At 51.8% G+C, this 21,329-nt stretch carries 20 protein-coding genes and 1 pseudogene; 4 read left to right on the forward strand and 17 right to left on the reverse strand.

Annotated elements, in window-relative coordinates; genetic code table 11:
• Positions 1-16: 16 nt before the first annotated feature.
• Positions 17-1,255 (reverse strand): IS110 family RNA-guided transposase, encoded by a 1,239-nt coding sequence (locus T458_RS47660; protein WP_031305278.1) that lies wholly within the window; start codon positions 1,253-1,255, stop codon positions 17-19.
• A 239-nt stretch (positions 1,256-1,494) separates the two neighbouring features.
• Here T458_RS47660 and T458_RS47665 point away from each other — a divergent pair.
• Positions 1,495-1,782, forward strand: a pseudogene (locus T458_RS47665) (GyrI-like domain-containing protein); the annotation flags it as partial.
• Between the two features lie 59 nt (positions 1,783-1,841).
• Here T458_RS47665 and T458_RS47670 read toward each other — a convergent pair.
• The 14 genes from T458_RS47670 to T458_RS47735 all read right to left on the reverse strand — a co-directional run bounded on the left by T458_RS47670 (position 1,842) and on the right by T458_RS47735 (position 16,576).
• Positions 1,842-3,038: a M20 family metallopeptidase gene (locus tag T458_RS47670; protein WP_023558181.1), complete on the reverse strand. Its 1,197-nt coding sequence runs from the start codon at positions 3,036-3,038 to the stop codon at positions 1,842-1,844.
• Entirely contained in the window at positions 3,035-3,955 is a 921-nt protein-coding gene (locus T458_RS47675) for a carbohydrate kinase family protein (protein WP_023558182.1), read from the reverse strand. Before T458_RS47675 ends, T458_RS47670 begins: the two co-directional genes overlap by 4 nt.
• 14 nt (positions 3,956-3,969) lie before the next feature.
• Complete coding sequence (locus T458_RS47680; protein WP_023558183.1) at positions 3,970-4,809, reverse strand: BtpA family protein; 840 nt, start codon at positions 4,807-4,809, stop codon at positions 3,970-3,972.
• A gap of 9 nt (positions 4,810-4,818) precedes the next feature.
• Complete coding sequence (locus T458_RS47685; protein ID WP_023558184.1) at positions 4,819-5,820, reverse strand: ABC transporter permease; 1,002 nt, start codon at positions 5,818-5,820, stop codon at positions 4,819-4,821.
• Positions 5,813-7,315 carry a sugar ABC transporter ATP-binding protein gene (locus T458_RS47690; RefSeq protein ID WP_023558185.1) on the reverse strand — a complete coding sequence of 501 codons (1,503 nt, stop codon included), beginning with the start codon at positions 7,313-7,315 and terminating at the stop codon, positions 5,813-5,815. The genes T458_RS47685 and T458_RS47690 overlap by 8 nt, the downstream gene beginning before the upstream one ends.
• An 87-nt stretch (positions 7,316-7,402) precedes the next feature.
• Positions 7,403-8,374, reverse strand: coding sequence for a substrate-binding domain-containing protein (locus T458_RS47695; RefSeq protein WP_023558186.1), 972 nt, complete (start codon positions 8,372-8,374; stop codon positions 7,403-7,405).
• Between the two features lie 21 nt (positions 8,375-8,395).
• On the reverse strand, positions 8,396-9,682 hold the full coding sequence (locus T458_RS47700; protein ID WP_023558187.1) for a M20 family metallopeptidase: 1,287 nt from the start codon (positions 9,680-9,682) through the stop codon (positions 8,396-8,398).
• 36 nt (positions 9,683-9,718) lie between these two features.
• The gene (locus T458_RS47705) at positions 9,719-10,453 is read right to left on the reverse strand and encodes a glutamine amidotransferase (RefSeq protein WP_023558188.1); all 735 of its coding nucleotides are present in this window, start codon (positions 10,451-10,453) and stop codon (positions 9,719-9,721) included.
• 37 nt (positions 10,454-10,490) lie between these two features.
• A complete protein-coding gene (gene rbsK / locus T458_RS47710) occupies positions 10,491-11,402 on the reverse strand; it encodes a ribokinase (protein ID WP_023558189.1) in 912 nt (303 codons plus the stop codon).
• A gap of 114 nt (positions 11,403-11,516) precedes the next feature.
• Positions 11,517-12,515 carry a LacI family DNA-binding transcriptional regulator gene (locus tag T458_RS47715; RefSeq protein ID WP_023558190.1) on the reverse strand — a complete coding sequence of 333 codons (999 nt, stop codon included), beginning with the start codon at positions 12,513-12,515 and terminating at the stop codon, positions 11,517-11,519.
• A gap of 157 nt (positions 12,516-12,672) precedes the next feature.
• Entirely contained in the window at positions 12,673-12,912 is a 240-nt protein-coding gene (locus T458_RS47720; protein ID WP_023558191.1) for a hypothetical protein, read from the reverse strand.
• A gap of 19 nt (positions 12,913-12,931) precedes the next feature.
• A complete protein-coding gene (locus T458_RS47725) occupies positions 12,932-14,284 on the reverse strand; it encodes a TRAP transporter large permease subunit (protein WP_023558192.1) in 1,353 nt (450 codons plus the stop codon).
• Between the two features lie 133 nt (positions 14,285-14,417).
• Positions 14,418-15,629, reverse strand: coding sequence for a CaiB/BaiF CoA transferase family protein (locus T458_RS47730; RefSeq protein ID WP_023558193.1), 1,212 nt, complete (start codon positions 15,627-15,629; stop codon positions 14,418-14,420).
• Between the two features lie 2 nt (positions 15,630-15,631).
• Positions 15,632-16,576 carry an HpcH/HpaI aldolase/citrate lyase family protein gene (locus T458_RS47735; RefSeq protein WP_023558194.1) on the reverse strand — a complete coding sequence of 315 codons (945 nt, stop codon included), beginning with the start codon at positions 16,574-16,576 and terminating at the stop codon, positions 15,632-15,634.
• A 135-nt stretch (positions 16,577-16,711) separates the two neighbouring features.
• On the opposite strand from T458_RS47735, the gene T458_RS47740 reads away from it, so the two are divergent.
• Positions 16,712-17,587 carry a LysR family transcriptional regulator gene (locus T458_RS47740; protein ID WP_023558195.1) on the forward strand — a complete coding sequence of 292 codons (876 nt, stop codon included), beginning with the start codon at positions 16,712-16,714 and terminating at the stop codon, positions 17,585-17,587.
• A 58-nt stretch (positions 17,588-17,645) separates the two neighbouring features.
• Positions 17,646-18,602, forward strand: a complete 957-nt coding sequence (locus T458_RS47745) for a copper amine oxidase N-terminal domain-containing protein (protein WP_023558196.1) — start codon at positions 17,646-17,648, stop codon at positions 18,600-18,602.
• A gap of 57 nt (positions 18,603-18,659) precedes the next feature.
• Here the strand turns inward: T458_RS47745 and T458_RS57815 are convergent, their stop codons facing one another.
• Positions 18,660-19,049 carry a DUF4183 domain-containing protein gene (locus T458_RS57815; protein ID WP_023558197.1) on the reverse strand — a complete coding sequence of 130 codons (390 nt, stop codon included), beginning with the start codon at positions 19,047-19,049 and terminating at the stop codon, positions 18,660-18,662.
• A gap of 76 nt (positions 19,050-19,125) precedes the next feature.
• On the reverse strand, positions 19,126-19,410 hold the full coding sequence (locus tag T458_RS47755) for a DUF4183 domain-containing protein (RefSeq protein ID WP_023558198.1): 285 nt from the start codon (positions 19,408-19,410) through the stop codon (positions 19,126-19,128).
• A gap of 276 nt (positions 19,411-19,686) precedes the next feature.
• On the opposite strand from T458_RS47755, the gene T458_RS47760 reads away from it, so the two are divergent.
• A complete protein-coding gene (locus tag T458_RS47760; protein ID WP_023558199.1) occupies positions 19,687-21,141 on the forward strand; it encodes a S8 family peptidase in 1,455 nt (484 codons plus the stop codon).
• The last annotated feature ends 188 nt before the right edge of the window (positions 21,142-21,329 follow it).

Genomic DNA, 21,329 nt, shown 5'->3' on the forward strand with positions numbered 1-21,329 from the left:
ATGGAAATTCATTCCATTACGCTGACTGAAAGTCAGCCTTATAAGGTTCGCTTCTCGTTAAAATGCAGTATATCCAGCGGATTAGCTTATTCACACAAGCAATCACAACCTGTTTGTGGGGCTTTCCTTCCCCCTTTTTCACGTCATAATACTCACGTAATCGCTGATTTACTGAGCTTTGTAAGAGACACCCCTTTCGTCTTCTTACTCCGCATTGTACAGCTTGGTACAGCGCTCTTCGCAAGCGTTTGGAACCCCGTTTGGTAATTCGGTTTGTGCTTGCTGTGAACTTTCCGGAGGATGTGACACTTGGGTCAACCCCAGCGAATGCGACCAATTTCTTTGCGTGGTCAAACCGTTCGATTTCCCCAATTTCGGCCAGGATTGTGGCAGCAATCTTGTTTCCCACGCCGGGAATCGAACGGAGTAGATCATATTCTTTTTTTTCTTCAGCCAGGGCATCTATTTGTTTTTCAAGCTTGGATAGATGCTCCTGGTATTGAAGTAGCAACGTGATGAACATACGTAAACTAAGCACATAACTCTCATGGACCCCTTCTTGAAAGGGGCTTTTTTCTGCCGCTGCCATCATATCTATTGCCTTTTCCTTTGCCCACTTCGGTGACCGTCCACGAACAAGCTTTGTGTTCATACACTCCGCTAGCTTGTCCACTCCTGCCGTTTTTACCGCCCCTGGTGTTGAATACATTTCCAACACTCCCAATGATACCGTTGAATACAAATCCCCAAACACACCTTCATACGTGGGAAAGACCTGGTCTAGGACAGCCCGAAATTGCAATTTTGTCTGAACATACATATCCGTCATTGCCTCATGTTGTCTCGTGAGATGACGTAAATGAAGCCAGTGCGTTTCCTGCTTTTGGTACGGTTCAAACTCCTCTTTGTAATAAAGTTCTCCTAAATGAACCGCGTCCAATTTATCGGTCTTCACTTTTCTTAGGTGCGTTTTCTTAGCCCGCTGGGCTAATAAGGGATTAAGGATATACAGGTCATAATTTTTCTCCTCTGCCCACTCTACAATGGGAAGGTGGTAGTGACCTGTAGCCTCAAGAATAATTGCTGGACGACAACCGCTGTCCTTTTCTACTTCCTTTAGCCTTCCATGAAGCCATTCCAAATCTGTTATGGTATGCGAAAAACGAAATCCTTTTCCGTATAATTTGTTCCGATCCAGAAAGATCTGTGCTTGGCTTTCTCCTTTTGCCACATCGATTCCTACAACTGGATTCACGTTCTTCCTTCCCCTCACTTCTTTTACCGGCAGCCCCTTTAGCACTTGTATGCCATAGCTTCGCATGTGATACGGGATCTTGTCCCAACCAGCCCAAACATAGTTGTACAAGTAGGGGGTGAACAGTTTCCTCCACGGGTTTTTCCCAAAAAGGGGATCGTTCTACCCGGCTACCAATAGAGTAAAGCCATTTCCATGAAAAATGGCCAGCCAGTTTTTTCTGGCTGACCTCATAATACGAAAAAGGGGAATTGGACTATTACATCGGCGTAGCGACGACAAACGAATGCCCGCCTGGTCTCGCTGCGCTTGAAGTAGCAGCGTCCACCTGGGCAGTATTTGAGGCAATCGGACCTTTCCCCCAGACGCTCCAAAATACCTGGGGACGCATCTATTCCGAGTGGTTTCCTACTTCCAGCTACGAGCTGGCGAAAGGGCCGGAAATGTTATGGAATGCGCATAAAGATACAACTTCCCCTACTTTTAAAAGCGAGATCTGGATTCCGGTCGTCAAACGCATGTCCTAATCAACGGGAATCAACAATGAACCCCCTGCTTTTCTAAAAAGCAGGGGGTTCGGTTATGACTAGGACGACTTTTCTTCACTCAAATAAGCCAACGCCAAGGCGATATAGTAGCGAATGGAATCCAGGTACTTCTCAACCTCTACCCATTCATCCGGCTGATGCGCCATGCTGGGCTCCCCCGGGCCGTAGATCAGAACGGGAATGCCGTTCAGATTCGGCTGATAGATAGAAGCATCTGTGTAGTAATTGACCCCGCGAGGCGCAGCATCCTCTGCCATTCCCGCTACCTTCATGGCAGTGCGAATAAAAGGATCGTCAGACGGCGTATCAACATAAGACATGTCATTCAAGATTTTTAGCTGATAAGACGCCGCTAGGGACGCTTTTTGGGCGAGCCGCCCGATATCTTCGAGAATCCGCTCATGGCTTTGCCCCGGAACGGTCCGAATATCGAGGGTCACGCTGCACTGATCGGGCACGACGTTGGGGCTGACGCCGCCGCGAATCATTCCGATGTTCAGTGTAGAGCCGCCGAGGATGGCATGAGGCTCATGCTCCAGCCGATAAGCATTCAGCTCCGCTATGAAACGATGGATCGCCTGGATCGCGTTGATGCCGTGATCGGGCATGGAGCCGTGCGCCGTCTTGCCGTACATGGTCACCTCAAGCCAGAGCGCGCCTTTATGGGCGACGATGACCTGATTGGCGGTAGGTTCGCTGACCACGATCGCAGAAGCATGATCGATCTGGCCTTTCTTCACCACTTCCTTGGCTCCCAGACAGTCTACTTCTTCTCCTACTGTCCCTGCAAAAAGCAGATTTCCAGGCAGCGAGATCCCCGACTTGGCGAGGCATTCCATGGCGATGATCATCGCTGCGACACCGCTTTTCATGTCCGTCGTGCCGCGGCCGTAGATGCGGTCGCCTACTCGTTGACCCGCAAACGGGGGATACGTCCATTCCACCCCTCCGACTGGAACGGTATCAAAATGCCCGCTGAACACCAGGGTTTTCCCCTGATCCCTGACTGCTTTCTCTGAAGGCTTGCCATACAGGGAAATGAGCAGATTGGCCCGATCCTCTGTCACCAAGTCCATCTCCATGTGCAGCCCGCTGTCCTGCAGCCGCTTCTGAATCGCTTCTGCTACGGCCCGCTCCGCTCCAGGCGGATTCACACTGTTGATCTGGACGAGCGACTGCAAAAAAGCGACCGCATCTGCTTGATCCACTTGTGCAAACAGATCATTGGCATTCATTTTTCCAAGTCCTCCCCTTCCCAGGCATGCGGCAATCCCGTCCTCGCTCCGACCTGCTGTACCACGCGCGCGCCCAGGGTAATGCCTGCCCGCAAGATTTTTTCCTTCTCCCAACCTCGTAGAAAACCATACAGCACGCCGACGGCAAAAGCATCTCCCGAACCGGTAGAATCTACTGCTTTGACAGGCAGAGAGGGAAGGAAGATGCTTGTCCTTGCTGAGTCCGCACCGGATACAGCCGAGCTGTACAGCGCTCCCTCTCCGCCCATTTTCACAAAGATCTCCTTCGCGCCACGTTGATGCAAATCCTGCAAAGCATCCTCCAACTCCTGATCGCCGACCAAATCCTGCAGCTCCGAACGGTTTACAAACAGGATGTCTGTCCGGGAAAGCAATGGTTCGAGCGGCTTCAGCCCTTTTTTGGTCAACAGGGAGCTGGGGTCAAAGGATATGCGCAAACGCGGATTTTGTTCTTTCCAGGCGAAAAGCTGATTCGCGATGGACAAATGCGGGCTGCTCAGATGCAGGAAGTCAAGCTCTTGGCAAAAGTCCTCGGGGATCCGGTTCACCTCGTACTGCACATTGGCTCCCGGATACGTATACATCGTGCGCAGCCCCTCTTGGTCCACCAGCACCATCACCATTCCGGAAGAAACGTCGTCGACGATCTGGATGTGGTCCAGGCGCACCTTTTCCATGCTGTCCAACAAAAAGGAGGTGTAGGCATGCTGACCGACCGCTCCGAGAAAATAGACTTCTTCTCCCAAACGCGAAAGACCAACAGCGACATTCGCTGCTGATCCTCCAGGCAAAAATTGCAGGTTGCTCACTTCAGTCTCCTGATCAACTTCTGCGAAGGCGTCAACCTGACAGATGATATCTGTATTGACGAAACCATGTACGGCGATTTTACCCATGATCGGCCCCCACCCTAGCGCAAGGATTGAACCTGATCCATGAAGCGTTTCACCTTTTCGGTGTCCACGCGCTCCCACCAGTTGCCGTTCTCTTTCAAATAGCTGCCGACAATCGCGCCATCTGCTACAGACAGGATCTTCTTCGCGTTCTCTGCTGTCATTCCGCTGCCGATGATCACTGGCAGCGAAGCGTTTTCCTTGATGCCCAAAATCTCATCCAGCGAAGTTTCATCCCCTGTGCGATTTCCGGTCGCGATCAAAATATCTGCATCGAAGAATTCATTGTCCCGCGTCTGCTCCGACAAGCTGCGATCCGCTACAATCGCGTGACTGCCATGCTTTACGTGGACGTCCGCGAGAATTTTGATGTCGTCTCCGAAAAGGCGCGCCTTGTAGCGCATCGCTTTTGCTGAAGCGCCTTCGACAAAGCCCTCATTGGCGATATAGGCGTTCACCCATTGGTTGGAGCGAACCCATTTGGCCTGGATCGCCTTTGCGATCGCGATGGCAGGCACGACAGCATTCGCCAGACAGTTTACGCCGATCGGCACTGTGGACATCTTTCTCAGCTCGACGCCGACTGCCGTCATCGCAGCGACGGTCTCGTGACCGAAGTCTTCCGGCTTGGGAAAAGGAAGATCCCAGGCGTTCTCGATTTGCAGGCCGTCAATCCCTCCTTCAATCAATCGGCGGGCGTCCTCAAGCGCAAAGTCGATCATTTCCTGAACCGACTCCCCTTTGTAGTGGGGAGAGCCCGGCAATGGCTTGAGATGGATCATTCCGATAATCGGTTTTTTCACAGGCAAGATTTCAAGTAATGCATTCTTTTTTGGGGGGAATATTCCTCCGCTCATTCCAATCACCTACACGCTCATTTTTTTTCTTGCTTTGATCGAATTCAGCCATACAGCCAGCAGGATCACGACACCCTTGATCATGAGCTGATTGTAGGAAGATACGTCCAACAGGTTTAAACCGTTGTTGAGAATCGAGATGATGGCGACACCCATCAAGGTGCCGACGATCTTTCCTTCGCCGCCGAACAGGTTGGCGCCGCCCAGTACAACGGCCGCGATAGCATCCAGCTCAGATCCGGTACCGGAGTTGGGCGAGCCTGTAGACAGACGGGAAGCGAGGATAATCCCGGCAATTGCCATGATCGCTCCACCGAGAACGTACACACCCGTTTTGACCAGATTGACATTGATCCCACACAGTCTCGCTGCCTCTTCGTTGTCCCCGATCATGTAGACATAGCGCCCAAATCGGGTGTGCGACAAGAGGATATGGCCGATGACGACGACGATTACCATGATGATGACCGGAATCGGAATCGGTCCGATGTAGCCGCGTCCCAGCGCGCGGAAAGTAGCGTCGCTTACCGCAATCGGATTCCCTTGCGTATACACGAAGGCTAGACCGGAGAGAATGGTCGTCATCCCCAAGGTCACGATGAACGGCGGGATTTTTTGCGTCGAGACAACTCCCCCGATGAACAATCCGATAAGTCCGCCGATCATGATCGCGAAAAGCACCGCGAGCGGAATCGGCACTCCCGCCACAATCAGTCCGCTGACAGCCACGCCGCTCACGGCGATTTGCGAGCCGGCACTCAGGTCGATCCCCCCGGTAATGATGATGAACGTCATCGCTACCGCCATGATGCACAGCACAGTAGCCTGACGGGTCACATTGATCAGGTTGTCAACCGTTAAAAAATCAGTCGTCACAATGGACAGGATGACGAAAAGCAACACAAGGCCAATCATGGTGCTGCCTTTGTCGAAGATGAGGTACAGCGTTTGCTTCCAGTTGTTTGGCTTACTTTGGGTGATTTCCAGCTCAGTTGACGTTCCTTTAGGCACTTACTCCACCCCCAAATGCGAGTTTCAGTATGTTGTCTGGTGTAATGGATGACTTCTCCAAAAATCCGGCGATGGAGCCTTCGCGCATGACCAGAACCCGATCGCTCATCCCGACGATTTCCGGAATTTCCGATGAGATCATGATAATGGCGACGCCCTGCTGGGCAAGCTGGCTGATCTGGGCGAAAATCTCTGCCTTCGCCCCGACGTCCACCCCGCGGCACGGCTCGTCCAGGATGAGAATGCGCGGCTCCTGGATAATCCAGCGGGAGAGAATGGCTTTTTGCTGATTGCCTCCGCTCAGGCTGGAGATCGGCTGCTCCAGCGTAGCCGTCTTGATGTTCAGCTTCTGCCGGTATTCCTCCGCGATTTTTTTCTCAGCAGTCTTTTGGACCAGCAGGTATTTCACATATTTTTTCAGGTTGGACATCGTGATGTTGGCACGGACACTCTGCTTCAGCGCCAAACCTGTTTCCTTGCGATTTTCTGTTACAAAACCAAGTCCCAGCCTGATTGCGTCGGATGGGTTGCGAATCTCTACCTTCTGATCCTCGATGAATACGTCTCCGGTATCCTTCGCCAGCATGCCAAACAAGGCTTTGGCGATCTCGGAGCGGCCTGCACCGACCAGTCCGGCGATTCCCAGAATTTCCCCTTTGCGCACTTCAAAGCTGATGTCCTTCAATACACCTTGTTTGGAAAGGTTCTCGACACGAAGGATGGGCTTGCCCAATTCTACTTCCACTTTGTTGAAGTAGTCCGTCACTTTGCGATTGACCATCAACTCTACCAAGGAGTCGACATTTTTTACCTCGCTCAATGGAATCGTTTTGATATGAGTCCCATCGCGCAGGACTGTTACCGTATCACAGATTCGGAATATTTCGTCCATGCGGTGCGAAATGTACAGAATGCTGACGCCCTTTTTCTTCAATTCCTCAACCAGGGATAGCAGCACTTCTGTCTCCCTCTCGGAGAGTGAAGACGTCGGTTCGTCCATAATCAAGATTTTGGCTTGCTGAGAAATCGCGCGTGCGATCTCCACCATTTGTTTTTGTGCAATGCTCAGTTCTTTGACAAGCTGTTTCGGATTGATCTCAAGCTGCAAGGAAGCAAAAATTTCCGCGGCTGCTTTATTCATCTGTTTCCAATCGATCAATCCGAGCTTGGTGACTGGCTGAGCTCCGATAAACACATTTTCCGCTACTGTCATGTTCTTCATGACATTCAGCTCTTGATAGATACAGTGGATTCCCAGTTTTTTGGAGAGCTTCGGGTCCATCTGATCGATTTCCTGTCCCTCGAAGAAAATGCGGCCGCTGGTTTTGCTGTAAGCCCCGGTCAAGATTTTCATCAAGGTGGATTTCCCGGCTCCGTTTTCGCCGACGAGGGCATGCACGCTTCCGGGATAGACGGTTAAGGAAACATCGGAAAGCGCTTTAACCCCGGAAAATTCCTTGCTGATGTTTTGCAGCTCCAGTATGGGTGATTGCAAACAGATCCCTCCCTCCGCATGATGTGGAGTATTTCGTATGGAGTGGGGGCTCGCCTTGCCTCACGCCGGTCGAGCCCCGATTCTTGCTTACTTTTTGAAGTATTCGTCTACGTTGGACTTGTCCATCAGAATAACTGGGATGCTGATGTTTTTCTCAAGCTGTTTGCCGTTGATCGCTTCGATCGCAGCTTTGACTGCTTCTTCCCCGATTTTTTCCGGCTGTTGCTGAATCATCGCCAGGATCTTGTCGTTGCGGATGCCTTCTGCCGCTTCCGGAGTCACGTCGAAGCCGACGATTTTGGTTTTGGTGTTGTTCGCGGATTCGAGAGCTGCCAATGCACCGAGGACGCTGTTTTCAGCAGTTGCATAGATATAGTCGACATCAGGGTTCGCTTGCAAGATATTCTCTACGGTAGCCATGGATTTTTCACGGTCGTAGCCAGGCTGGTCGTTCAGGATTTCCACGCCTTTGGCATCAGCGAGAACTTCCTTGAAGCCGTTCAGACGCTCTTTTTGCACGAAGGATTGCACGTGCGTCACAACTGCGATTTTTACATCTTTTCCGTTTGCTTCAATCTGTTTTTTCAGATGCTCGCCGAGTTGCTTGCCCGCTTCGTAGTTTTCTGTCCCGATGAAGGTATCTACCTTGTCGCTTGGCACCACAGAGTCAGCCGTGATGACAGGAATTCCTTTGTCCTTGGCTTCTTCCACGACCGGAACCACACCTGCGTTGTCTACCGCAAGCAGAATCAGACCATCGACGCCTTTTTGCATGTAATCCTCGACGGCGGATACTTGTTTGGCGAGATCCAGGTTCGGATCGTTGACCAGAAGCTTCACGCCTGCTTCTTCTGCTGCTTTTTTCATGCCGTTGTCGATGTCGATGAAGAACTGGTGACGCAGAGTTGCCGTCGATACGCCAATCGTGATCTCTTTTTTGTCAGCAGGTGCCCCAGCGGAAGGAGTTTGCGCAGCAGGCTGTTCTCCTCCTGTGCTTCCACATCCAGCCATGATGGAGACCAATGCAGCCATTGCCAAAAGCGATACTTTTTTTACCATTTCTTTTTACCCCCTATTTTTCTATGTTTTTTGGATTGAATCTACTCCACACCAGGAAACGATGAAACGGGCGTATACCTCAATCAGCTTCAAGAATTGGTCGACTGGCACCGATTCGTCGATGCAGTGGCATTGACGCGGATCGCCGCAGCCCAGAATGATGGTCGGGATATTGGCAAATCCGGCCAACAGGCGGGCATCACAGCCAGCAGGCATGCCTTCGATGATCACCTCATCCTCCAGCACCTCACCGAGCACCTGCTTCGCTTCCTGGATCAACGGATGCGTCACAGGGGTTTCAAAAGGAAAGCCCTCCTGGTACACGGTCACCTGCGGCGGATGCTCCCGAAGCCATTCGTCTCCGCGAACGACCCGATCGATGGCATCCAGCACCTGCTGGTGTACGCGGTCGCGTGTCACCTGATACGGCTCTCCCTGCCGCGGCTGGTAATGAAGGCAGGTCTTCAACGTGCAGGAACCCGGAACCACAGAGCCCGCGATGCCGCCATTGATCTCCCCCAGGTTGATCGTAGGTCCCGGCAGCAGCGGATGTCTTTGCGTCATCAGCCAGTGATGCTCAAGCTCCTTGATTGACTGATAGATTTTGATCGCCTTGTCGATGGCATTGACGCCTTCCCATAGCTGGCTGGAGTGCAGGCTTTTCCCATCCACCTTGATCTCGTGGAACAAAAAGCCCATATGCGCCGGCTGGATGTGCAATTGCGTTGGCTCTCCGACAATCGCCGCATCGGCTGTGTAGCCGCGCTCGACGCAAGCCAAGGTCCCGTTGCCGCCGCCCTCCTCGTCCACCACCGACTGGATGATCAGATCTCCCTTGAGCTTTACGCCCATGGTGTGGAGCACTTCTGCCGCCATGATCATCGCGGCCAGAGAAGCTTTCATGTCCGTCGATCCCAGACCGTACAAGACATCACCCTTTACCTCACCGGAGAAAGGATCGTCCTGCCACTTGTCCCGGTCGCCATACGGCATCGTATCAATGTGGCCGTTCAGAATCAGCGATCTCCCATTTCCTGTGCCTTTCAGCGTGCCGACGATGTTGGGGCGGCCTTCGTTGTTGTGTCCCAGATTGGCCCCAGGGTACTTCTTGATCTTTTCATCCTCTACGCAAAACTCGTCAATCGCAAAGCCTAGCTGCTCCAACCGTTTCTTGATGATGGCTTGTCCGGCCTGCTCGTTTCCACCTAGAACTCCGTGGCCGATCACCTGCGTATCTGTCTGGACCAGCTCGGAGAGGAAACGAATGTAGGCATCCTTGTTTTGCCGCACGATCTCGTTCACTTGCACGTGAACACCTTCTCCCTCTTGTGTACTTGCCTTCTCTTAGCGTTTGATTTGCTCCAGAATCCGTGCCCAGAGCTTTTGGTAATGCTCCCATTCCATGAATTCTTTCGGGCCCCAGTGCGGAGCGCAGTCGCTGGCGAAGCAAGCTGTCTTGCCTTTGCCGTAGCTGCCCAGCACGACGAATGGATCTTCACCGATTTTGACCAGTACGTCCGCATCCGACTTGGCTGCGAAGCGGTTGTAGCCGAGGAAGCGCGGCCATTCGCCCAAGCCAGCTGTGATGGCATGCTCTTTTACCGTTTGCGGCTGCACGCCCTGCGGCGCTTCCACGCGGTCATCTCCATCCATCATGACGATTGGCATGACGTCAGCGAGAACCGTGTTTTTAAAGTTGGCTTTCCCTTCGATTCCCATAAAGGACAGGTAGCCGCCAATCATCATGAAGCCGCCGCCGTCCGCGACATAATCACGGATGAGCTCCAGGCTGTTGGGGATGATCTCCATGTTGTAAAAGGTTGCGTTTTGCAGCAGGAAGGTGTTGGCCCCTACGTCGCTTAGCACGATGGCATCGTACTTATCCAGCTCTTCCCGCTTTTTCGGGAAACGCACCTGAACCTCGTGGGCAGGCATGTAGTCGATTTCGATGCCGGCATCCCGCAGGCATTGCAGCAGGTAGGTCGCCCCTTCCTCGTACTTGGTGGAAGTGAAGCTGTCATACCCTTTTGTATGGATCATATGAACGACCCAGGACTCTCCAATAAACAATACTTTCATTTCTAAGCACCTCTTTATATTGTAAATAGTATCAACATTAGTATGATGATTCTGAAAACTGAGTAACTTCGTCTAGCGACGGCATCCCTTCCTGGGCACCGAAGCGTCCCACCGATATGGCGGCCACCTTGTTGGCAAAAGCAATCGCTTCTCCAAGGGATTGACCGCAGCCCAGCGCGTAGGCAAACCCGGCGTTGAAAGCATCACCCGCACCTGTGGTGTCGACCACCGGGACGCGATAGCCCGCGATGCGCTGCAACGGTTTGCCCTCCTCTTTGTACGCCACTCCTTGGGAGCCGAGCGTCGCGATGACCTTGCGAACCCCTTGGGCCAGCAAAGCGTCCATCTGTTCCTCCAGACTGCCTTGTCCCTCTGCCAGCAGGGAAAGCTCCGTCTCGTTCGGGGTAATCGCGTCCACGCAGGCGAGCAGTTCAGGAGGCAGCTTTTGAGCGGGAGCCGGATTGAGGATGACCGTCTTCTGCAGCTGCTTGGCGACTTTTGCAGCATAGGTCACCGTCTCCAATGGAGTCTCCATTTGCATCAGAACGATGTCCGCTTTCTCGATCAACGCCATCTGCGCATCGATGTCAGCCGGGGTGCAGTGCGCATTCGCCCCAGGCACGACGATAATGCTGTTGTCTCCCTGCGCCAAAACGATGAAAGCAGCTCCCGTATCGCTGGACGCTGTTTTTTTCACGCCTGTGCTGTCTACTCCCCCTGCCTGCAGAGAGCTGAGCAATTCCCCTCCGAAAAGGTCTTCTCCTACGCGTCCGATCATGGCTACCTGCGCTCCGAGACGAGCCAGACCGATCGCCTGGTTCGCTCCCTTCCCTCCCGGAACGAATTGTACGCTTTGTCCCAGAATCGTCTCTCCCTTGGCGGGCAGACGCGGTGCCTGGACAACCATGTCCATGTTCAAACTTCCTATCACGACGATGTTTGGTTTCACTCTTCCATTACTCCTTACTATACGAACGTTCCGACTCGTTCTTCTCTACGATCATTGAAGTTTCTCTCATCCCCGTCTTTATCTTGCCGGTCGGAATGTTGTCTGAAACGGCGCTCAGGATTTCTGCGTCGAATCCCTGACAATCAGGGAAACCCCCAACTCCACCGTTTCATAATGGCTGCTGGACTGATCGATCCTTTCAATCAGCTTTTTCGCTGCAAGCTCGCCGATCTGGTAAATCGGCTGCGCGATCGTGGTCAGCTCCGGCTGCGTGATTTCCGTCAGATTGACGCCGTCAAACCCGCATACCGCCACTTCTCCCGGCACCGAAATACCTCTGCGATTCAATGCTTTCAGCGCGCCAACCGCCATCAAGTCGTTACCCGCAAAAATCCCGTCTACATCTGGATGATTGCGGAGCAAAGCTTCCACTGCCTTTACTCCTCCGTCGATGGTGAAATCACCCGGGACCAGCAAGGTTGGCGTGTACCACGGTTGTTTTCTCGCGACTTCTTCATAGCCTTCCAGACGTTCTCTCGCTGTGACCAGCTCCTTGGGGCCGTAGATATGAGCGATCTTTTTGCAGCCCGCATCCAGCAAATGCTCTACAGCGGCCTTCGCGCCCCCGAAGTTATTTACCGTGATGACGCATCCAGATTTCATATCCGGGGCACGGTCCAGCATCACAAAGGGAATTTGCGCTTCCTCCAGCCGCTCCAGATCTTCTTGCACCAGATTGTTGGTCGCAAAAATGATCCCGTCGACGTACTTCTTTTTCAGTACCTCGATATAGGATCTCTCTTTCACTCCAAGGTCATCGGAATTGCATAAAATGACTGTATATCCGTTGTTTTGCGCAATATCCTCCACTCCCCTCGCCAAACCGGGGAAGAACGGATTGGAAATATCAGGCAAAATCAACGCGATCGTCTTCGTGCGTTTTCCTGCCAATCCCCTTGCCATCTGGTTGGGTACATATTGCAACTGCTTCATGGCTCTATTTACCTTTTGTTCGGTCTCGCTGTTGACATAACCATTTTGATTCATCACCCGGGATACCGTAGCCACGGAAACACCTGCCAACTTGGCGACGTCTCTGATTGTTGCTTTCATCTTTACCTTCACCACCGACTATGTGTAACCGGTTTACACAACCCTTTTCCTGTTACATGATGTATTTTCCAATCGACATGTAACCGGTTACTATAAAAATAATCTGAATTTGCCCGCTAGTCAATACGAAAAAAAGAGGCTTCTTCAGCCTCTTCCTCTACGCCTCGCTCGATTCCGCACTTATTTTCTGTTTTTTTGTTTGCTTCAACAAATAGGAAATGACACCGGCGACTGCACTCAACAGAAATGCTGGCTTGGAGAAAATCTCATGACTCTTTGTGATCAATTCGCCATTTTGCATCAGGATTCCCGCGATTTGACCGATGACCAGCAAAGATCCTGCCAGCAAAAATAGAACCAAACTGATGATGAAGGATGTCTCTAGCCACTTTTTCATCTTCTCACTCCTCTTCCTTTTATACCGGGATGGGCAATACGCCAAGGGCGATAAAATATCCGATCAGGAAAATGGGGACGACATAATACACAATCAACGGTACAAACGTCTTCTCCGGATTGGCTCCGGCAATTCCAGAGGCGATGAAGATCGGCGCGGAGGACGGCGGAGAAGCTCCTTCCGTGGATGCAAACACCAAGATTGCGACAACCGCGACCACCGGGTCCACACCCGCTGAGACCAAAGCGCTAAAGGCAACCATCCCGACCGCCGTCAAGGTTGCGGTACCGGAGAGCGGACCTGCGACCAGCACCAGCAGAACGCCGACGATCAAGATCATCAGCCAGGGCGCGAATTGAAGTCCTTCCATCAGGCTGCTCAAATCCTTTGCCAACCCCAGCCCTCCAAGCACTTTGCTGGCAGCAAATGCGAATAGCAGCAACACCCCGACGACAGAAAAACCGGATATCGACTCTCGCAGAAACTGTGTCCAAGCCGCTGTCGTTTTCGGCAGATTGGCCCGGCCGATTATCAAACTGATGAAAATGATGATGACAGGAATCCAGATGATCAACGAAATCTCACCCATTGCCGCTTTTCCGATGCCGGGGTTTGCCTCCAGCATTTCTGCCAATGGACCGATCGTAACGAGAACAGGGATCAGAATACCGAGAAAGATAAACGTGGACTTCCAGCCCTCCCGAAGAGACTTTCCAATCGGCTGGACAAACTCGGCTGATAGCCGTTGGATTTTATATTTGCGCACAAACCACATCGTCAAAATGATCCGGTAGAGAACTTGATAGGCACCTCCGATCAGCAGCGCCACGTACAGATCTCCTTCTGACACCACGGCTGCAATAGGAGCAAAACCCAGCAAGATAAACATGGAACTGCTCGGGGGAAACGCAATACCCAGACCTGCGTTGCCAGCCGCCACGGTTGCCGCCATTTCCTTGCTCCAATTCGAGCGGATCATCCAGGGGATGGTGACAGCTCCTGTCGTGGCCGTATTCCCAGATCCCGAGCCTGATATCATTCCCATCAAGGCAGAGCCGAAGGTAGCCACATGAGATGCCCCTCCCGGCAGACGGCCCAGCAGCGAGTTCAGAATCTCGATCAGGCGCAAGATGATGCCCGTTTTATCAATAATGTAGGACATGAACACGAATGCCATCGCTGCAAACAATACCTCATTGGTCGCTCCAAAAACGAAGCCATCCCAGAGTAAGGCGGGCGCTTCTGCTCCACCGAACAAGGCGGTGACGAGAAAGCCTACAATCATCGCCTCTCCGATCCCCCGCTTGAGGAAGGTAGACCAAAAAATAATCAGTGCAATAAATACGATCAATGCCAGTAGTCCAATCCCCATCGTCAACACTCCTTCATGAAAAAGTAAACATCAGCATGAGAAACCTTCTGTGAGCGCTTTCAATTGTCACTGGCATGGCACCCCCACAAGCGGTTTGGCCATGCCTTCTATATCGAACGGCTGGTGAGGATGGTCAAATGATCCTGTCCTTTTTCAACGCTTCCAATTCCTGGTCCGACAAAGACAGCCAGTCACGATAGACCTCCAGATTATGTTCGCCGTGCTTCGGTCCCCTGCTGATGACTCTTCCAGGTGTTCGTGAAAATTTGGCTACCACATTGGGCACCCGCATCTCTCCCAGTTCTTCATCCTGCAAGGTTACAAAGGACTCGCGGTAGTGAAAATGCGGATCCTGATCCAATTGACTGACATCGTACATGGGTCCGACGACAGCACCGCTGCCATGAAGAATCTCCAGCACCTCGTCCAACTCTCGCTCCCGAATCCAGCCGCCGATAATAGCATCCAGCTCCTCCACGTGCTTCAGTCTCAATTCGTTCGTTGCAAAACGCGGATCTGTCAGGAGATCTTCTCTGCCAATCGCCTTGAACAGGTTCTCCGTTATCGATTGTGCCGCACCAGACAAGGCTACCCATCTGCCCTCCTTCGTCTGGTACGCATTCCTGGGAGCGACAGAGAGACTCCCGTTGCCCACGCGGCTGGCGATGATCCCCAGCTGGTCGTAGGCCACGATATGAGGCTCCAGGAACCGCATCAGAGGCTCGTAGAGGGAGATATCGATGCACTGTCCCTTTTTTTCCGGATTGTTTGCCCGCTCATGAAGGGCGATCATCAGTGACAAGGCACCAAATGCACCGCTGACACCGTCTGCCAGAGCCATTCCCGGCAAAGTAGGCGGTCCATCCGCAGAACCATTAACAGAAGTGAAGCCGCTCATTCCCTCTGCGACGGTGCCAAATCCAGCCCTGGACGCGTACGGTCCGGATTGGCCAAAGCCTGTGGTTCGCAGCATAATCAGGGAAGGATTGATTGCGGATAAGACATCCCAGCCCAGATTCCATTTTTCAAATGTCCCCGGTCTGTAATTTTCCACGACCACATCCACTTGGGCGACCAGTTTCTTGAAAAGCTCCTGTCCCTGCGGCTTGCTGAGATTCAAGGTGATTCCCTTTTTGTTGCGATTCAGCGTCTTCCACAGGAGCGGAATTCCCTCTTTTTGCTTCCCGTATCTTCTCGCGTGATCCCCGAACTCAGGATGCTCGATCTTGATTACCTGCGCTCCGTAGTCTGCTAGAAACGTGCTGGCCCAGGGAGCTGCGAGCATGGTCGAGGCATCCAGAATCCTGATGTCCTGCAAAGGTAGTCTGCCTGAATTTTCGTTCATTTTTACAGCCCTCCGATCGCCGCTTCCCGCGATCTTTTCTTTTTCTCTTCCAGTTGTGCTATTTTGTTGGCCCGATCCAAAATGAGCTTGGCTTTTTCATAATGCGGAATGTCGATCATCTTGCCTTCCAGCTTGGTGGAAGCTCTCCCCCTGGCGATGCTTTCCTCAAACACCTCGATTACTTGATGGGCGTAGGCCAAGTCCTCTTCTGTAGGCGAGAAAGCCTGATTCAGCATTTCCACATTGTCCGGATGAATGCAACTAGCTCCGAGGAATCCATGTCGATAGGCAAGGGCCGCATTTTTCACCAATTGATCCGCATCGGAATACGTTGCAATGCTCCCCATCAGCCCCATCGGTATCTTTCCGCATGCTCTGGCCGCGATCAACACATTCATTCTGGGAATGAGCATTCCTTGGTACGTCTCTGGCCCAAGCTCGATTCCGCAATCGGCCGAAAAATCCTCGGCTCCCAGTGTAAGCGAATCCACGCGTGCGCTCGCACAGGCAATCTCCTCCAAGCGCAGCATGCCCTTCGCCGTTTCGATAATGATGCCGATCTTGACGTGACCGCTGCGGATTCCCCTCTTTTGCTCGAGTGTCGAGATATGCTCCTCGACACGCAAAACCTCCCCTGCCGACTCCACCTTGGGCAGCATCACCCCGTCGATGCCCGGCCAGATCGCTGCCTCCAGATCACCCAAGAGCAAATCAGCCGTATGATTGACCCGTACCAGGACATCGCTCCCTCCTTTGCCGGCGACCGGAAGCAGCTCTCGAATTCGCTCGCGAGTCGCTATTTTTTCGGAATCCGGCACACTATCCTCCAGATCGAGGACGATGGCATCCGCATTTCGCAAAAACGCTTTCTCCACAAAACGCGGCACGTTTGCTGGCATGATTAATCGGGATCTGCGGATTACATTCCTTGCGTAATCGATCGTCATTGTGCCCCTCCTCCATTGGTTTACGGATACTTTACCACCATTCAGAAAGCAAGAAAAATAATGAATTTTGCTTAAATTCAAGCAAGATTTTTGATATCTTGAAGGGAGTAAGAGTTTTGGGGGAGGCATGTGCGCATGGAAGAGAAGGACTGGGTCATTTTACAGACCGTATTCGAGGAAAAAAACATCACAAAGGCGGCGCATCGTCTCTTCATGGCACAGACTACGCTGACCTATCGGCTTCAACAAATCGAAAAAGAGTTTGACACCCTTTTGTTTTATCGCGGCAGAAGAGGAGTGGAATTCACCGCACAAGGGGAGCTGTTGGCCAAATACGCGCAGGAGATGCTGGTGAAGCTGCGCGAGACCAAGGATACCTTGCTCAACTTGGAGGGCAAAGTATCCGGCACGTTAAAGCTGGCGGTGACCAAATCCTTCGCCTTTTACAGATTGCCGGCTTTGCTGCGGGCATTCCGGAATCAGTATCCGAATGTGGATTTTACCGTAACGACAGGCTCCAACCTGGATCTCACCCACTCCCTGCATCGGAATGAAGCACATGTGGCTATCGTTCGGGGCATCCAGCACTGGCCGGATGAAAAGGAAGTCATTGCTGAAGAAACCATCTGTGTGATCGCCAAAGAAAAAATGAATCTGCAGGATCTACCATCCCTCCCCCGCATCGACTATGAACCGAAACCCTCGCTCAACATCGTGATCGATAATTGGTGGAGAGAGAATTTTTCTGAGCCTCCATTCATCTCGATGACGGTGGACAACGTGGAGGTTGCCAAGCGGATGGTCATGAACGATTTGGGCTATACCATTGCCCCGAGCAGTGTGTTTGATGAGAACGACGGCTTGTACAAATGGAATATAACGACTCCCGACATGGAGCCGATCTTGTGGAAAACCTGGATTCTGTACCGGAGGGAGCTGATGAAGCTGCCCGCTGTGCGGGGATTTGTCACCTTTATGCAGGAAAATCCTTGTCGAATTTCTCTTGAGTAAGTAGTTCGAAAGTTGTGTTATTCTGAAGCATATCTGGTTATAGGAGGAGAATAGATCCATGAAAAGGAAATGGGCTTCATTCTGTGTCATTTTCTTTCTTCTCATCGGGTTTGTGCCACAAGTTTACGCGGCCGATGTTTGGTCCGACGGGGATTTCGAATTAGGGCCGCCCAGCACGCAGCAGCAGCCCCTGCCGACGAACAACAATGGATTATGGTCCGAAAATCTCTGGCAGGAGACGCCCCCGTCCACCGTTCCCCCACCCGCTCCCAGTCCCGGAAACACAACCACTCCACCGCCTACAGCACCGCCGCCGAAAACGCCCACCATGCTCACTCTCCCGGCATCTCCTGTTACGGAAAACGGAAAAACGCTGATTCCCGCTCGTGAAGTGTTAGAGGCCTTGGGAGCAGAACTGCAATGGGACTCCGTCAAACAAGTCATCACAGTCCGCAAAGGAACCGCCACAGTCCATCTCATCCTCAACAACAACATGGCCATGACCAACGGCAGCATGGTGAAATTGGAAGCGCCCGCGAGAATGATCCAGGACCGCCTCTACATCCCCATCGATTTTATCTCGCAAGCCTTGGGCTCCAAGGTACAGGTCGAAGCTGCGACCACTAAGGTAACCGTCGATGATTGGTTGATTTTCTATCTCGACCCGACCAAAGCCTCTGCTGCAGCAAACTCGTTTATCGGAAGCTGGTCGATCTGGATTCCTGGCGGTTATGCAACCACGGGCACTACCACGAACGGAGACGGCTCCAAAACAATTACCCGGCAGTATATCCCGGGTGCAGAGGGATACACGCTGAGTATTCAGGCAAACGGCACCTACTCCTGGCAAACGACGGAAGGCACCATCACCGGAGCCTGGCAAGCGCTACCAGACGGACGGATCGTTCTGTTAAAAGGAAAATATGAGTTTGATTGGTATGTGTCGAAGATCAATGAAAACGAGATCAAGTTCTACTCCTATGGCATGGAAGAGTATGGCAAGCGGGTGAAATAACAGGCTGCAACACGAAAACACCGCCTGAAACGGGCGGCGGATCGGCGCAGCTCACTGTCATGACATGATCTTGATGAACTGCAGAATCAGAGGAACACCCTTTGCAGGTACGTCACTGAGCAACAGAACGCCAGTTTGAACGACGTAGAGATTGGGAGATTGCAATATCCCGTTGATAAAAAGATTTGTGACAGATACATCATTTGGACCAAGAATGCCGGAAGTACTGAACGCTCCTGCAGCATCACTGTCGGTATACACGTTTTTTATTCCATCTGAAAAGGCTGTAAACTGATAAGTCTCTGCTTTTAAGAGACCGGGAGTGCATGGACAAGGAGGACAGGGAGGACAGGGCTGTACAGGAAAGATTGTAGGGCATCCGTACGGGGGCATCAGTTGGTACCTTACCACGCTACTTATGCTAACACGCTCTGCTTTTGGCTTCATTCCATCCCCTCTTCTTTTTTTACAGGTATACCCCAGGGCCCTTATTGCTCCTGGGGTATACCTTTTCTCTTTTTCCTCAGTTCACCACGAATTCAACACAGATTGGTGTTAAACCATTTTCAGCATCGCCATCGGGAATCGTAATAGTTGTGGTTGTAATCGTCGAGGTATTCCCTGGCTGAATGACTCCGTTCACATACAGATTGTAGTAAGCAAATGTGCTGGGAAATGCGGTAGCAGCAGCACCCGCGTCATCATTAAAGGCTGTAGCTGCAATAGCAAAGGTAGCGCCTGTTCCAGTCCCAGCTCCCATTGTTGAGTTATATCTCACTGAGGTTACAAATGGTTTAATAATCGCCATTTTCACACCTCCCCACACAGTAATATAAGGGGAGTTCCCCCTTATTCTGTATTAATAAATGACGGAAGGAGTTCCCTTGAAACGGACAAACATCATCGACACTTCGCATATTTTCCAAAACTATCCAGGCGTCTTTCGCCAGAGTTGGACAATATCAAGGGTAGACAGGCGAAGCTTGTCTATAATTGCGAAAAATATTATTGATGTATACAAAGGATTTGATCGAAGAAAAAGTGAATTCATTTGTTTATCAAATAGTAGAAAGGGGTCTTCGATTTGAAACGCAAACTTGCCTTTGCTGTTTTGAGTGGGTTGCTCACAGCCAGCCTTTTTGTCGCTCCAGGAAGCTTCGTTTCTGCCAAGAGTTCCTCGAATCCGTATCTGGTCGTATTCAAAAATGATCTGCCATCGGATTATGAGGACCTGATCGAGGAGGCTGGCGGAGAAGTAGTACGAGCTTTGCCAGAGATTGGCGCCGTTGAAATCAAATCGAACGAACGCGGTTTTCTGAAAAATCTGAAAGGGGTTCGTGGGATACAGGCAGCCAATATCGCATTCACCCATAAGTTAGATTACAAAAAAATCGACCGTTCCGCAGCGGATGGCCAGCCTGTCACAGACATCCCCCAGCCAGAGGATATTGACAGCTACTGGGAATATCAGTGGGATATGCAGCGTATCACAAACGATGGTAAATCCTATGACCTCGAAACAGGCGGCACCAGTCGAAAACATAAAGCCGTCGTAGGCGTCATAGATTCTGGAATCGATCCGGACCATCCGGATTTAAGAGACAATCTGCTCGGCGGCATGAATTTCGTGCCGGCTGGCATCGACTCGAGCGAAACGGGAGATCCGGACGATATCCGAGACCGTGACGGACATGGCACCCACGTCGCCGGTTCCATCGCAGGTAACGGCAAGATCAAAGGAGTCGGGCCGAATCTGGGACTGAGGGTGTATCGCGTGTTCCCGGAAAATGAAGGCGCTTCTACCTCCTGGATCGCCGCCGCCATCATACAAGCCACAGACGATGAGGTGGATGTCATCAATATGTCGATTGGCGGCTTCGATGCCATCTCCCGGTACACGTTCCAAGGAGAGGGCTCCTACAGTGATGTAGCCGACATCCTGATCTGGAAACGGGCGATTGATTATGCTGTGAAAAAAGGAGTAACGGTCGTAGTAGCAGCCGGCAATGAATCGCTGAACTTGAACAATCCAACCGAGATCACCCGCTATATGAACGAGACATACGGCGATCTCGGCTTCGAATTCAAAGGCGCTTCCAAGGAGGTCCCCGGGCAAGTTCCGGGAGTCATCACCGTCTCCTCGTCGATCGAATGGTCAGAAGATGAGATTGCGTTCTACTCCAATTACGGAACCCGCTCCATCGATGTGGCTGCCCCCGGAGGGGACAACGGTCCCATCTATGCGGAGACAGGCGATCTGGACCAGAGAGATTTCCACTACCGAGCACTGAGCACGTGGCCGACCTATCTGGACCCGTATTTTACTTCCAATCTGCATGACTACGCTCTGCTTCATGGAACCTCGATGGCGGCTCCCAAAGTGGCGGGAATTGCAGGGGTAATCAAGGCAGCCAATCCAGATATGAAACCATCTCAGGTGGCCAATCTGATTAAGAAAACAGCAATTGATATGGGCAAAAGAGGGACAGACCAATACTTCGGAGCTGGCGAGGCCAATGCTTACAAGGCTCTGAAATAATACGGAAAAACGGACACCTCCTTACACGAAGGTGTCCGTTTTTATGATTCTGCGTGGGGCTATTTCATGTTGTAAATGTAAATTCTCTCTATACTCTTTCATCAAATATAGAACCTTGTAACCCAAACTTGTCTCTCTTATCGCACGGGCGGACAACTTTTTACATAGCAATGTTTTAGCGATAGAAC

Source organism: Brevibacillus panacihumi W25 (assembly GCF_000503775.1).
Taxonomy (GTDB): domain Bacteria; phylum Bacillota; class Bacilli; order Brevibacillales; family Brevibacillaceae; genus Brevibacillus; species Brevibacillus panacihumi_A.

What these genes read in the sequence shown, in the direction of transcription:
- T458_RS47705 (WP_023558188.1), bottom strand. Translation starts at nt 10,453, where the DNA reads ATGAAAGTATTGTTTATTGGAGAGTCCTGGGTCGTTCATATGATCCAT.
- T458_RS47695 (WP_023558186.1), bottom strand. Translation starts at nt 8,374, where the DNA reads ATGGTAAAAAAAGTATCGCTTTTGGCAATGGCTGCATTGGTCTCCATC.
- T458_RS47715 (WP_023558190.1), bottom strand. Translation starts at nt 12,515, where the DNA reads ATGAAAGCAACAATCAGAGACGTCGCCAAGTTGGCAGGTGTTTCCGTG.
- T458_RS47745 (WP_023558196.1), top strand. Translation starts at nt 17,646, where the DNA reads ATGAAAAGGAAATGGGCTTCATTCTGTGTCATTTTCTTTCTTCTCATC.
- T458_RS47735 (WP_023558194.1), bottom strand. Translation starts at nt 16,576, where the DNA reads ATGACGATCGATTACGCAAGGAATGTAATCCGCAGATCCCGATTAATC.
- T458_RS47755 (WP_023558198.1), bottom strand. Translation starts at nt 19,410, where the DNA reads ATGGCGATTATTAAACCATTTGTAACCTCAGTGAGATATAACTCAACA.
- T458_RS57815 (WP_023558197.1), bottom strand. Translation starts at nt 19,049, where the DNA reads ATGAAGCCAAAAGCAGAGCGTGTTAGCATAAGTAGCGTGGTAAGGTAC.
- T458_RS47725 (WP_023558192.1), bottom strand. Translation starts at nt 14,284, where the DNA reads ATGGGGATTGGACTACTGGCATTGATCGTATTTATTGCACTGATTATT.
- T458_RS47730 (WP_023558193.1), bottom strand. Translation starts at nt 15,629, where the DNA reads ATGAACGAAAATTCAGGCAGACTACCTTTGCAGGACATCAGGATTCTG.
- T458_RS47680 (WP_023558183.1), bottom strand. Translation starts at nt 4,809, where the DNA reads ATGAGCGGAGGAATATTCCCCCCAAAAAAGAATGCATTACTTGAAATC.
- T458_RS47740 (WP_023558195.1), top strand. Translation starts at nt 16,712, where the DNA reads ATGGAAGAGAAGGACTGGGTCATTTTACAGACCGTATTCGAGGAAAAA.
- T458_RS47720 (WP_023558191.1), bottom strand. Translation starts at nt 12,912, where the DNA reads ATGAAAAAGTGGCTAGAGACATCCTTCATCATCAGTTTGGTTCTATTT.
- T458_RS47675 (WP_023558182.1), bottom strand. Translation starts at nt 3,955, where the DNA reads ATGGGTAAAATCGCCGTACATGGTTTCGTCAATACAGATATCATCTGT.
- T458_RS47670 (WP_023558181.1), bottom strand. Translation starts at nt 3,038, where the DNA reads ATGAATGCCAATGATCTGTTTGCACAAGTGGATCAAGCAGATGCGGTC.